This window comes from Pseudomonas cremoris, assembly GCF_014230465.1.
In genome coordinates, this window is record NZ_JAAXCY010000010.1 from 201623 (window position 1) to 214164 (window position 12542).

The following is a 12542-nucleotide window of genomic DNA, read 5'->3' on the forward strand; positions in this document are numbered from 1 at the left end:
GCTTTCCTTATTGTTCTTGGCGGTGTCTGGATACTAGCAACGGGGTTGGGCCGAAAATTATGAAAATCACCAAGTGGTGGTGCGATTTTGAGTGAGGGGGTCTAGTCTGTGGCGACCGGCCCCAGGACAAAAACAATGAAAACCCTACCGCCCGTGCACCGCATTGCCTTGCTGTTCAATGGCAGCAAGATCTATGACCGCGGCATCATCGCCGGCATCGGCAATTACCTGAGCAGCACGCGCGCGTCCTGGGACTTGTTTCTTGAAGAAGATTTTTTGTGCCGTCTCAAGGGCATCGAGCGCTGGCAGGGCGACGGCATCATCGCTGACTTCGACGACCCGTTGATCGGCGAGGCGCTGGCCGGGAGCAAGGTGCCGGTGGTGGCGGTGGGTGGCTCGTATGCCGATGCGCGGGCGTATCCGAAGGGCATTCCCTACGTGGCCACCGATAACCACGCGCTGATCAAGTTGGCCTATGAGCATTTGATTGAGGCCGGGCTGACCCGTTTTGCCTGTTTCAGCCTGCCCGAAGCGCAGGCCAATCGCTGGGCCCAGGAGCGGGAGAAGGCCTTTCGCAGCCTGATGCAACGCGATGGTTTGCCGGTTGAGGTCTATCGCGGCCTGGGCACCAGCGCGCCGTTGTGGGACAGCGCGGTAGAGCAGCAGATCGCCTGGCTGCAAAGCTTGCCCAAGCCCATCGGTATCATCGCGGTCACTGATGCCCGTGCCCGACAGTTGCTGCAAGCCTGTCTCACGGCAGGGATTGCAGTACCTGAAGAGGTGGCCCTGATCGGTATCGACAACGACCCGCTGACCCGCACCCTGACGCGGGTACCGCTGAGTTCAGTGATCCAGGGCACCGAAATCATGGGCCGCACCGCCGCCGCGCTGTTGCACCAGATGCTGCACGGCAAGCCTTGCACGGGTGAGCAGATCCTCGTGCCGCCGGATGCGATCAATGTGCAGGCGTCCAGCTTGCATCAACCCTTGGGCAACCCTTACGTGATGCAGGCGCTGCTGTTTATCCGCCAATACGCTTGCCAGGGTATCAAGACCGCCCAGGTGGCGGCCTATGTGGGCGTGTCGCGCTCATCGTTGGAGTCGCACTTTCGCAAGGAGCGCGGTTGCAGCGTGCATGACGAGATCCTGCGCTTCAAACTCGCCAGCGCTGCCAAGGGCCTGGAGGGCAACCGCTTGGCGATTGCCGATATTGCCCAGCAGTGTGGCTTCACCTCGGCGCAGTACCTGCACACGGTGTTCCTCCGTGAGTTCGGCTGTACGCCACGGCAATACCAGCGAGGCCGCTAGAAACTTTGCAGGCCAGGCCCATTCGCCGCTGGACTTGCACCGCACAGACTAGGGAGAATGGTTTTTTGTGGCGTAAATGGAAGCTCCCATGACCGACAGTGCCCAGCGTGCCGCCAGCGACATCGACCTGATGACCGAAGTGGCCATGCTTTATTACCTCGACAACATCACGCAGGAAGCCATCGCCAAGCGCTTCGACCTGTCACGGGTCAAGGTCAGCCGGTTGCTCAAGCGCGCCCGTGATGAAGGGGTGGTGGAGGTGCGGGTGTTGCAGCATCCGGCCTTGAACACTGAGCTGGAGCAGGCGCTGGTGGAGCGCTTCCAACTGGACCGGGCGTTGATCGCAGTCGACCATGGCGACCCCGACACCCAGCGCTCGGCCGTCGCCAGCCTGGTGGCCAACTACCTGAACAAGACCCTCAGTGACGGCATGATCGTCGCCGTGGGTATGGGCCGCAACGTCGGCGCGGTGGCCGAGAATGTGTTCCTGCCGGTGACGCGCAACTGCACCTTCGTGTGTGCGATTGGCGGCTCGCTCAAGGCCGGTGAATACATGAACCCCGACCACATCTGCCGACGCCTGGCCCTGCGTTTCGGCGCCGAAAGCGAAACCCTCTACGCCCCGGCCCTGGTGGCCAACCCGGAACTGCGCAGTGTGTTGATCAACAACGACACTGTGCGCTCGACCCTCGACCGTGCGCGCCGCGCCGATATCGCCTTGATCGGCATCGGTGACATGAGCGAGAACAGCAACATGGTGCGCATGGGCTGGTTCTCGCCCCAGGAAATCGCCCAGGCCCGGGTGTCTGGCACGGTGGGCGACATGATGGGTTATGACTTTATCGACATCCACGGCCAGCCGGCGGTCAACGCCATGCAGGGCAGGGTGATCGGCTTGACGGTGCAGGAGCTGGTGCGCATTCCCGATGTGGTAGCGATTGCCAGCGAGAACACCAAGGCGGCGGCCACCCTCGGCGCGTTGCGCTCCGGGGTGATCAACACCTTGGCGACAACCGTGTCGAATGCCTACACGATCCTCGCCCTGGATGATGCGACGCGGCGGTAGCTCTGGATATCTCTACCCGGCCAGGCGCAGAGCTAAATGTGGGAGCTGGCTTGCCTGCGAAGGCGGTGGGTCAGCTAGCATTTGTACCGACTGATCCGCCGCCTTCGCGAGCAAGCCCGCTCCCACAGGGGGGTGGCGGTGTGCTCGAATTCCTGCGCCGTCAGGCCACCAAGCGCGCTTCGACCGATTCGGCAAGGTCTGTGAGGATCAGGCAGCACGACACCGCGCCGGCATCCAGCACACCAAGAGAGCGTTCCCCCAGGCGACTGGCGCGACCAATCTTGGCCACCAGATCTCGGGTGGAATCACGGCCCTGGGACGCTGCGCTTTTCATCTGGTTCAGGGCCTCACGGAATGACGCACCGCTGGCCTCAGCGCGTTCAAACGCCTCCACCGCCGGGATCAACGTGTCCATCAGGCACTTGTCGCCCACCCCCGCATCACTGATGTCTTGCAACGACGTCAGGCCGCCGCGCAGCAGCTTGGCGAAGGTCGCCGCATCGATGCTGTCGCGTCCACGCACTTCATCCGCCATGCCGATAAACAGGCTGCCGTAGAGCGGGCCCATGGAGCCGCCGATGCCTTCCATCAGCGCCAGGGTCAGTTCGTCCAGCGCCTCGGCCAGGGACAACTCGCGACCTTCCAGGGTCTTGCCGCAGCGGGAGAAACCCTTTGCCATGTTGATGCCGTGGTCGCCGTCGCCAATGGCGCCGTCCACTTCACTGAGGTATTCGCGGTTGGCGACGATGATCGACACCAGGTTGGCGACAATGGCGCTGCCGGTATTGCTGGGGAAATATTCGCTCATGCTCTACTCCGACTGTGTCATGCCGATGGAGCGGCAAGGTTGGTCGATCAGGTTGCTCAGCTCCGCATCGAGGCCGAGCAGGGTCAAGGTCACGCCCATCATTTCCAAGGACGTGAAGTAGTTGCCCACGTAGCAACGGTGAATGCGCAGGCCCTTGGCGCGCAGTTGGCGCTCGACCTCGGCGTAGAAAATATACAGCTCCATCACCGGCGTGGCGCCCAGGCCCGACACCAGCACCACCACGCTCTGGTCCTGGGTGAAGTCGCGGTCGGCCAGGATCGGCGCCAGCATGCGTTCGGCCATCGCCGCAGCAGATTCCACCGGCACCACTTCGATGCCCGGCTCGCCATGGTGGCCGATACCGAGTTCCATCACACCATCGGCGATCTGGAAGTTGGGCTTGCCCACCGCCGGGATGGTGCAGGGCGTAAGGCCCACGCCGATAGAGCGGCAGTGGTCCACGGCTTTTTGCGCCACACGGATCACGCCGTCGAGGTCGTAGCCTTGGGCGGCAGCGGCACCGCCGATTTTCCACATGAAGATCTCACCGGCCACGCCGCGCCGCTTGGCGATATCCGCCGGTGGCGCCGAGGCCACGTCGTCGTTGGCGACCACGGTGCGGATGGTCATGTCTTTGCTGGCGGCCATTTTCATTGCCAGCTTCACGTTCATGTTGTCGCCGGCGTAGTTGCCGTACAGGCACGCTACGCCCGCGCCCTGGTCGGCGGCGCGGAACGCATCGAAGAAACTTTTGGCGGTGGGCGAGGAGAAGATCTCGCCCACCGCCACGGCATCCACCAGCCCAGGGCCGACATAGCCGAGAAACGCCGGCTCATGGCCCGAGCCGCCACCCGTGACGATGCCGACTTGGCCCTTTGGCGAGGTGTTGCGCTTGCGAATGACCCGTGGATTGCTCTCGTACTGCACCAGTTCCGGGTGCGCCAGGAGGATGCCGGCAAGCATGTCCTCGACCACCAGGTCCGGATCGTTGATGACTCGATTCATAGGGTGTTTCCTTGTTCTTATTCGTCTGGAATCGGTTTACTGAATGCTGTAGCCGCCGTCGATCACCACGTTTTCGCCGGTGATCATCTTGGCTGCGTCGCTGACCAGGTACAGCACCAGGCCGGCAATTTCTTCCGGTTGGGCGAAACGGCCCACCGGGATCTGCAACTTGGCCCGTTCCCCCAGCTCACCCGCCCAGGCCTTCTTGCCCAAGGCGGTCTCGACGATGGTGGGCGACACGGCGTTGACGTTGATGCCATGGGGCGCCCACTCCATCGCCAAGACCTTGGTCATGCCGACCACCGCTGCCTTGCTGGCGCAGTACGCAACGTGGCGGTCCAGGCCGATCACGGCGGCTTGAGAGGCAAGGTTGACGATGCGTCCGCCGCCGCTTTCGATCATATGTCGGGCGCAGGCCTGGGCCACGAAGAAACTGGCCTTGAGGTTGATATCCAGGGTGGTGTCCCAGGCGTTTTCGCTGACTTCCAAGGCCTTGTCCAGCAGGGCGACCCCGGCGCTGTTGACCAGGTAATCAATGCGCCCGAGCTTGGCGGCAGCCTCATCAACCGCAGTCTGTACGGACTCCAGCTGGCGCAAGTCAGCCACCAGCCCCACGTGACCGCTACCAAGGCTGGCAGCCACTTCGACCACCGCCGGATCCCGATCCAGCAACGCCACTCGGGCGCCACGTTCCACCAACAAATTGGCACACGCCAGGCCGATACCGGCGGCGCCCCCGGTGATCACGGCGCAACGGCCGGTGAGGTCGAACGCCTGGTTCCAGAAATTGGACATTGCACACACTCCACTTAGCGTTTTTTCTTGCGCCAGACGTCGATCAGCACCGCCAGCACGATGATCAACCCCTTGGCCACTTGTTGGTAATACGAAGACACCCCGAGCAGGTTCAAGCCGTTGTTGATCACGCCGATCAGCAGCGCGCCAAACAACGTGCCGACAATGCTGCCGGTGCCGCCCGACAGGCTGGTGCCGCCGATCACCACAGCGGCAATCGCGTCCAGCTCATAGGACACGCCCGCCTGGGGCAGCGCCGAGGTGGTGCGCGCCGCCAGCACCACGCCGGCCAACCCCGCCAACAGCCCGGAAATCACATACACCGAAAACGTCACCTTGCGCACGCCGATACCGGAGGTGCGAGCGCTCTTCTCATTGCCGCCCACCGCGTACACGTAGCGCCCGTAGGTGGTGTAGCGCAGCACCATCCAGAAGATCAGCGCGACCACCGCAAAGATAATGATTGGCACGCCAATGGGGCCAAGCTTGCCGATGCCCAGGGCCAGGAAGCTGTCCGGCAGGTCGGTGACCGGGCTGCCGTCGTTGAGGATAAAGGTCATGCCCCGCGCCACGCTGAGCATGCCGAGGGTGGCCACGAACGGCGGGATGCTCAGGTTGGCGACCATAAAACCGTTGACCACGCCGAGCATGGCCCCGGCAAACATCCCGGCGCTGACGGCCGCCAGCAGGCCATAGCCCTGGGTCGCGACCAAGGCGCTGCACAGACCGGCGAAGGCCAAGATCGAGCCCACCGACAGGTCGATGCCCTTGGTCAGGATCACGTACGTCATGCCCACGGCGAGGATGCCGTTGATGGAGGTCTGGCGCAGGATGTCCATCCAGTTGCGCCAGGTCATGAAGTATTCGCTGGAAAACGCCATCACCAGGCACAGCAGGATAAACACCAGCGGCAGGCCGAAACGGTCGAGGGACAGGCGCAGGCGGTTGCGCGACGGGGCGGTGACGGGGGCGGCAAGGACTTTACTGTTCATGAGGCAAGACTCAACAAGGCTTCCTGGGAAAGGGCGGTGTCGGTGCTGACGGTCACCAGGCGACCGCCCTTGAACACGGCGATTCGATCACTCAAATGCAGCAACTCCGGCGCCTCGGACGACACGACGATGGCCGCGCCCCCAGCCCGCACGAACTCGTCCAGCAGGTGATAGATCTCCTGCTTGGCGCCTTCGTCGATGCCACGGGTGGGCTCGTCGCACAGCAGGCAAATCGGCTGGGTCGACAGGCATTTGGCGAGCACCACTTTTTGCTGGTTGCCGCCGCTCATGGATTCCACCGGCAGGTCCAGGGACGAGACCTTGATCTGCAGCCGCTTGACCATGCTTTGGGCCAAGGCGTTTTCCTTGCGCGCGTTGATCACCGACCAACTCGACAGCTGCTTGTAGGCCGACAGCGCGATGTTGGCGAGGATGCTGCCACTGAGCACCAGGCCACTGTCTTTACGGTCTTCGGTGACGAGCGACATGCCCGCGCGAATCGTCGCGGCGGGCGTGCCGGTCGGCAGCGGTTGGCCTTGCAGGGTCGCGCTGCCGGCATCCGGCAGGGTCAGGCCGTACAGGCAGTTGAGGAATTCACTGCGCCCGGAGCCCATCAGCCCATAGATACCGAGAATCTCGCCCTGGCGCAGTTGCAGGCTGATGTCGTGGAACTCGCCGTCGCGGCTCAGGCCGCTGACGTCCAGGCAAGTGGTGGCGGCGCATTCGCGGCCCACTTTGTGGTCGATGCGTTGCAGCTCCTGGCCGACGATGCCGCGCACCAGGTGGGCGCGGTCGATGTCGGCCATGCGCCCGCTTTCCACGAAGGCACCGTCGCGGAAGATGCTGTACTCGTCGGCGATCTGCGCCAGTTCGCTGAGGCGGTGGGACACATAGATGATGCCGGCGCCACGGTCGGTGAGGCGGCGGATCGCCTTGAACAGGGTTTGTGCTTCGTGTTCACCGATGGCCGAGGTGGGTTCATCCATGATCATCACCTGGCAGTCATGGCTGAAGGCCTTGGCGATTTCCACCAGTTGAATCTGCGCCACGCTCAAGCGGTGCATGGGGCTGGTGGCGTCCACGTCGAACTCCAGGCTTTGCAGCAGCTCGCGGGTGCGCCGGTTCAATTCCTTGGTGTCGACAATGCAGCCGACGCGACGCGGCTCGCGGCCCAGCCAGATGTTCTCGGCCACCGTCATGTAGGGAATGGGTTCCAGCTCTTGGGTGATCATCGCCACCCCGGCAGCGAGCGCTGCACTGGGACGGTCGAATTGCACGGGCTGGCCGTTGAGCAAAATGGTGCCGGCGTCACGCTGGGTGATGCCCATGAGGATACTGAGGAAAGTCGATTTGCCCGCGCCGTTGCCGCCACACAGGGCGTGTACGCTGCCGGCCCGCAGGGAGAGGCGCCCGTCGCGCAGGGCAGGAACCCCGGCATAGGCCTTGGAAACGTGTTCAGCCTGGAGCAGTAATGGCGTGGCCATCGGTGTGTCCTCTTGCTGATTTTCTTATTAGAACTATCTGATCATATGATCGGATGGTGATCATATGTTTAAACCGGCCGTGGGCATTTTGTCAATGGCCTGGCATCGGGTCTTGCCGTCCTTTCACAGTTTTAATGTGGATAACCCTTTAAATAAGCCTTGACAGCGATGTGTCCGTCATCTGCTAATGTTTGTGCATATTTTCACTAATTGATCATTTGATCGGCATAAAAGGCGGCGGAGGAAGCGTGATGGGTGCACAAACAAGGTTTTCGGTGGCCGTCGGCTGCGATGAAGCCGGCTTCGAACTCAAGGAGTTGCTCAAGCGCTATATCGAAAGCTTGGGCTATGGGATTGAGGATTTCGGCTGCTATTCGTCCAGTCCGGTGCTGTACCCGGACATCGCGGCAGCCGTGGCGATGGCGGTGGGCGCGGGCGAGCAGCGCTTGGGCGTGCTGATTTGCGGCACCGGTATCGGCATGGCGATTTCAGCGAACAAGATCAAAGGCGTGCGGGCCGCCCAGGCTCACGACACGTACTCGGCCGAGCGTGCACGCAAAAGCAACGATGCGCAGATCCTGTCCATTGGTGCACGGGTGATCGGGCCCGAGCTGGCCAAGAGCATCGTCAAGGTGTTTCTGGAGTCGGAATTCGAAGCGGAGCGCTCGGGGGCGAAAGTCGAGCGCATTACTGCGCTCGAACAGGCGAACAGGGCCTTGCCGTCGGACGACAAGTGAGCCGGTTCAGAACACCGCTTTGACCTGCAGGCCAAGCACCAGGGCGTTGTCGATGTTGTCACCGGAAAACGCCCCTGGCTCGATGATGTATTGCACATCCGGGCGCAGGGTCAGCCATGGCGTGGCTTGATAACCGTAGCTGAGTTCGATCAGTTGTTCGGCATTGTTCAGGTTGGGATAGTCGTTACCCGCGTTGAAGGCGGCCGCTTCCTGCACATCACGACTGCGCGGGTTGGGTACAGCGCGACCGTAGCCCAGGGCCAGGGTGTCACGTGGTCGGCCTTCGAACGGTTTGTACAGCACCACGCCTGCGCCATACCACTTGGTGAACGGCGAGGCCGCTTCGCTGGCGGCGGAGTATTGGCCGAAGGCGTGCAGCACACGGCCAGCGGACGAGTCCGAGGCCCACACGGCCTGGTCGATCAGCAGGTAGTGGCCGCCGCGACCGCTGACGTCCTTGGTGCTGCCGATACGTTTTACGTCAGAGCTGTCGTAGTAATAGCCCAGCTTGTATTCACCCGGCAGTGGGCCTGCGTGCCTGTACACCAGTTCGATGGGCACCACGGTTCCGGTGGTGTGCTTGGGGCTGAGCTTCCAGGCGCGGCTGGAGTTGCCGTTGCTGTCGGGGTCGACGTTGAACGCGGCCACGCGCAGTTGCCAGCTTGGCGAAAAGTCATATTTGACCCGTGCGCCCAGGCGAGCATTGGGGTAGTTGGTCCAGCCGCTGCCGCCCGACATGTTCAGCGGGTGTCCGCAGAAGCCGGCGTTCATGAAGTTGCACAGAATGCCGCTGTCCAGGCCGCCGAGGTCATTGCCCATGGCCATGTAGCCGAGCTTCACATTGAGCGCCGGGGTAAACAGCGTGCGCTCGTAGCTCAGCTCGGTAAGACGGGTGTAGAGACCGCCGTAGTTTTCCTGGATCGGCAGGCGGTTACCCACCAGGTCCTCGGACGCGCTGTTGCCGCGACGGTCATTGATCGTGACCTGGATGCGATCGCCATTATTGAAACCGTATAACTTGCCCAGGTCGAACTGCACGCCGAGCTTGAGGTTTTGCGAGTAGCGCGCCGAGCGGTGTTGGCCGCCATGGGCGTTGTAGGCGGTTTCGCCGCTGTAGTCGCCGGTGAAGCGAATGCCTTGCGCGTCGAGTTCGCGGCGCAGGCCGCCCCAGTCGCCGGTCAGGGTGGTGTCATCGGCTTGCACGGGCAGGGCGACGCTCAGGGCTACGCCCAGCAGTAAGCGCCCAAAGGGAATATGAGAAGTGGGGGTCATGCGGGTCTTCCAAGTGAAAAGCGCGGTGCGGGGGCACCGCGCTGACAGAGGGTTATGGCAGGGCGTAGGCGATCACGTAGTCGCCACGGTCAGTGGACTGGCGTGCGCCGCCAGCGGTGATGACCACATACTGCTTGCCGGTTTTCGGCGATACGTAGGTCATCGGGCCGCCCTGGCTGCCGACGGGCAGGCGGGCTTTCCAGATTTCATCACCGTTGGCGCTGTTGAAGGCGCGCAGATAGAAGTCCTGGGTGCCGGCGATAAAGATCAGGCCACCTTGGGTCGACAGGGTGCCGCCCAGGGTTGGCAGGCCGATCTTGATCGGCAGGTGCATACGGATACCCAGCGGCCCGGTGTCTTCAACGGTGCCCACCGGTACTTGCCATGCGACCTTTTGGGTCTTCATGTCGATCGCGGTGAGGGTGCCGAACGGCGGCGCCTGGCACGGAATACCGGCCACCGACAGGAAGCGGTTTTTGTTCACCGCATACGGCGTGCCCTTGAGTGGTACGGCGCCCATACCGGTGTTCAGTGCTTCACCGCCGGACGAGGTTTGGGCCTTGTTCTGCGACGGCACCATCTGGATCCACAGGCCCAGGCGCATGTCGTTGACGAAGATAAAGCCGTGCACCGGGTCGGTGGAGATGCTGCCCCAGTTCATGCCGCCCAGGGAGCCTGGGAAACTCAGGGATTTATCGGTGCCCGGCGCGGTGTACAGGCCGTCGTAGCGCATGCCTTTGAAGTCGATGCGGCACAGCAGCTGGTCGTACGGCGTGGCGCCCCACATGTCCGATTCGGTCAGGGTTTGCGCGCCGATCTGCGGCATGCCCACGGATTTCGGCTGGGTAGGGGAGTACGGCTCGTTCGGGATGTTGGCGGCCTTGACCAGTACTTCTTTAACCTCGGTCAGCGGTTTACCGGTGGCGCGATCCAGCACGTAGATCTGCCCGGCCTTGGTGCCGATTACCACCGCAGGCACGGCTTTGTCGGTGCCTGGCGCGGTGAAGTCGATCAGGCTTGGCTGCATCGGCAGGTCGAAGTCCCACAGGTCATTGTGGACGGTTTGGTACACCCACGTTTCAGCGCCGGTAGAGGCGTCCAGCGCCAACACGGAAGCGCCGTATTTGTGGTTGAGCTGGGTGCGTTCCACGCCGTAGATGTCGGTGGACGAGCTGCCCATCGGCAGGAACAGCGTATTCATCAGCGGGTCGTAGGACATCGGCGCCCAGCTGTTCGGGGTGCTGCGCACGTAAGTGCTGCCCTCGGCCGGGGCTTTTTTGTCTTCCGGGTTGCCTGGGTCGAACGCCCAGCGCATTTGGCCGGTGATCACGTCAAAACCACGGATCACGCCGCCTGGCATGTCGGTTTGCACGTTGTCAGCGACGCGGCCGCCGACGACGACAGTGGTGCCGGCGATCAGTGGAGCAGACGACAGTTGGTAGTAGCTGTCGGGCACGTTGCCCAGGCCGGCTTTCAAATCCACTTGGCCGTGGGTGCCGAAGTCTTCGCAGAACTTGCCGGTGTCGGCGTCGACCGCGATCAGTCGGGCATCAATGGTGTTGGTCAGCAGGCGACGCTGGCACTGCGCACCGGCAGGCACGCTGGCAGCAATGATCGGCGAGCTGTTGGGCTGGGTCGGCTGGGCAATCGGCGCGGTGGCGTCGAAGTAAGCTATGCCACGGCAACGCTGCCAGACCGCCGATTTGGCGTTGACTTCGTTCTTCCACAGCTCTTTGCCGGTGTCGGCGTCGAGGGCGATCAAATTGTTGTGGGGCGTGCAGATGAACACTTTGTTGCCGATCTGCAGCGGGGTGAGCTGGTCTTCAGCGCCGTTGCCGTCGCTGATGGCCACGTCACCGGTGTGGTAGGTCCACGCCACCTTGAGCTTGTTGACGGTGTCACGGTTGATCTGGTCCAGCGCAGCGAAGCGGCTGCCACCTTCGGTGTTGCCGTAGTGCGCCCAGTCCTTCTGTGCATCGGCTGCCGCTACCGGCGTAATGCCCGGGCCGGTGCCGTTAGAGGCGACGCTTGGGTGGGCGACAAACATATTGCCGGCGGCCACTGCCACGCCGACGGCCAATACCGCAGCTACGCCATAGGCGCCGCGTGCAGGCCGTCCGACCAGTTGTGGGTAGACCAGCGCTACCACCATGCCGATGGCCGCAAACATGAACACGCGCGAGAACAGCGGCCAGAACACCAGGCCCACATCCGCTACCGCCCAAATGGCCGTGCCCACTAGGAAAGCGGCGAACAACCAGGCGCCCGCTGGCTTGCGGCAGGCGATCAGCAGGCCGGCAATCGCCATGGCCACGCCGCCGACCAGGAAGTACCAGGAACCTCCCAGGCTGACCAGTTTGACGCCGCCAACGGCCAGCGCCACGCCGAGCAGGGCGATGATCACGCCCAGGCCCAGCAGGATGAATCTAGAGACGCCAGCGGCGCGCGATGCTCGTTTCATATCGATAAATGCTCGAAGGTGAGAGGGCAAAGACGCGATTTTAGCAAGTAAAGTAACTGGTTAGTACATTAGAGTCCTGCAATAGACTATTACAGGTGCTGAGATGATGGGCTGAGGCTAAATGTCGCGTGGCGGGCGGGGCGTGATATTGCCTTGTAGTGAGCGGGCTTGCCCCGCGCTGCATAGACATCTACACAACGATTGGACCTGACCAACCCCTAGGCTCTGGCTTTTGATTTGGCTTTTGATCTTGATCTTAGGCGCCCCGTTAAACCACGCTGGCCGGAGAGAGGGCACACCGAGCCTAGGCGAGGTGCCGAGTGGTGGGGCAAGAGCGTTTTGCTTACTTTTGCGCTCTTCAAAAGTGAGCCGCCGTAAGGGCGGAACCTATATCAGCCATCACCTAAATAACGGATATGTACTCCGACCAAAAGGCTTCAGCGCCATACACACTGCCATCGCAGGCAAGCCACACATTAGAGCGATGTACATCCAAGAAAGCCCAGTCGCATGATAGGCCGCCTTCGCGAGCAAGCCCGCTCCCACAGGTTCAGGGCAACACTCAAAGTTGTGTAGATACCTATGCCCGCGCTGCGGTGTTTCAGATAAGCCTG

At 62.4% G+C, this 12542-nt stretch carries 10 protein-coding genes; 3 read left to right on the plus strand and 7 right to left on the minus strand.

What is annotated here, in order from left to right; translation table 11 throughout:
• The first annotated feature begins 135 nt into the window (after nucleotides 1-135).
• Both HF257_RS24065 and HF257_RS24070 read left to right on the plus strand, forming a co-directional pair.
• Complete coding sequence (locus tag HF257_RS24065) at nucleotides 136-1308, plus strand: XylR family transcriptional regulator (protein ID WP_185710211.1); 1173 nt, start codon at nucleotides 136-138, stop codon at nucleotides 1306-1308.
• Between the two features lie 88 nt (nucleotides 1309-1396).
• The gene (locus tag HF257_RS24070) at nucleotides 1397-2374 is read left to right on the plus strand and encodes a sugar-binding transcriptional regulator (RefSeq protein ID WP_093513751.1); all 978 of its coding nucleotides are present in this window, start codon (nucleotides 1397-1399) and stop codon (nucleotides 2372-2374) included.
• A gap of 160 nt (nucleotides 2375-2534) precedes the next feature.
• Here HF257_RS24070 and dhaL read toward each other — a convergent pair whose 3' ends face one another.
• From dhaL to HF257_RS24095, 5 genes are read right to left on the minus strand one after another with little or no spacing between them, the layout of a single operon-like run.
• Nucleotides 2535-3182 (minus strand): dihydroxyacetone kinase subunit DhaL, encoded by a 648-nt coding sequence (dhaL, locus tag HF257_RS24075; protein ID WP_185712115.1) that lies wholly within the window; start codon nucleotides 3180-3182, stop codon nucleotides 2535-2537.
• 3 nt (nucleotides 3183-3185) lie between these two features.
• The gene (locus HF257_RS24080) at nucleotides 3186-4187 is read right to left on the minus strand and encodes a dihydroxyacetone kinase subunit DhaK (RefSeq protein WP_185710213.1); all 1002 of its coding nucleotides are present in this window, start codon (nucleotides 4185-4187) and stop codon (nucleotides 3186-3188) included.
• A 36-nt stretch (nucleotides 4188-4223) separates the two neighbouring features.
• A complete protein-coding gene (locus tag HF257_RS24085; RefSeq protein ID WP_185710214.1) occupies nucleotides 4224-4982 on the minus strand; it encodes a GolD/DthD family dehydrogenase in 759 nt (252 codons plus the stop codon).
• Between the two features lie 14 nt (nucleotides 4983-4996).
• On the minus strand, nucleotides 4997-5974 hold the full coding sequence (locus tag HF257_RS24090; protein ID WP_185710215.1) for an ABC transporter permease: 978 nt from the start codon (nucleotides 5972-5974) through the stop codon (nucleotides 4997-4999).
• Nucleotides 5971-7458, minus strand: a complete 1488-nt coding sequence (locus HF257_RS24095) for a sugar ABC transporter ATP-binding protein (RefSeq protein WP_185710216.1) — start codon at nucleotides 7456-7458, stop codon at nucleotides 5971-5973. Before HF257_RS24095 ends, HF257_RS24090 begins: the two co-directional genes overlap by 4 nt.
• 251 nt (nucleotides 7459-7709) lie before the next feature.
• On the opposite strand from HF257_RS24095, the gene rpiB reads away from it, so the two are divergent.
• On the plus strand, nucleotides 7710-8195 hold the full coding sequence (rpiB, locus tag HF257_RS24100; protein WP_185710217.1) for a ribose 5-phosphate isomerase B: 486 nt from the start codon (nucleotides 7710-7712) through the stop codon (nucleotides 8193-8195).
• A 6-nt stretch (nucleotides 8196-8201) separates the two neighbouring features.
• Here rpiB and HF257_RS24105 read toward each other — a convergent pair whose 3' ends face one another.
• Nucleotides 8202-9467, minus strand: coding sequence for a carbohydrate porin (locus tag HF257_RS24105; RefSeq protein ID WP_185710218.1), 1266 nt, complete (start codon nucleotides 9465-9467; stop codon nucleotides 8202-8204).
• Between the two features lie 52 nt (nucleotides 9468-9519).
• The gene (locus tag HF257_RS24110; protein ID WP_185710219.1) at nucleotides 9520-11928 is read right to left on the minus strand and encodes a glucose/quinate/shikimate family membrane-bound PQQ-dependent dehydrogenase; all 2409 of its coding nucleotides are present in this window, start codon (nucleotides 11926-11928) and stop codon (nucleotides 9520-9522) included.
• Between the last annotated feature and the right edge of the window lie 614 nt (nucleotides 11929-12542).

Bases quoted from the DNA above. Each gene is read 5' to 3' on its own strand.
- dhaL (WP_185712115.1), bottom strand. From the start codon at position 3,182: ATGAGCGAATATTTCCCCAGCAATACCGGCAGCGCCATTGTCGCCAAC.
- HF257_RS24095 (WP_185710216.1), bottom strand. From the start codon at position 7,458: ATGGCCACGCCATTACTGCTCCAGGCTGAACACGTTTCCAAGGCCTAT.
- HF257_RS24070 (WP_093513751.1), top strand. From the start codon at position 1,397: ATGACCGACAGTGCCCAGCGTGCCGCCAGCGACATCGACCTGATGACC.
- HF257_RS24080 (WP_185710213.1), bottom strand. From the start codon at position 4,187: ATGAATCGAGTCATCAACGATCCGGACCTGGTGGTCGAGGACATGCTT.
- HF257_RS24110 (WP_185710219.1), bottom strand. From the start codon at position 11,928: ATGAAACGAGCATCGCGCGCCGCTGGCGTCTCTAGATTCATCCTGCTG.
- HF257_RS24090 (WP_185710215.1), bottom strand. From the start codon at position 5,974: ATGAACAGTAAAGTCCTTGCCGCCCCCGTCACCGCCCCGTCGCGCAAC.
- HF257_RS24065 (WP_185710211.1), top strand. From the start codon at position 136: ATGAAAACCCTACCGCCCGTGCACCGCATTGCCTTGCTGTTCAATGGC.
- rpiB (WP_185710217.1), top strand. From the start codon at position 7,710: ATGGGTGCACAAACAAGGTTTTCGGTGGCCGTCGGCTGCGATGAAGCC.
- HF257_RS24085 (WP_185710214.1), bottom strand. From the start codon at position 4,982: ATGTCCAATTTCTGGAACCAGGCGTTCGACCTCACCGGCCGTTGCGCC.
- HF257_RS24105 (WP_185710218.1), bottom strand. From the start codon at position 9,467: ATGACCCCCACTTCTCATATTCCCTTTGGGCGCTTACTGCTGGGCGTA.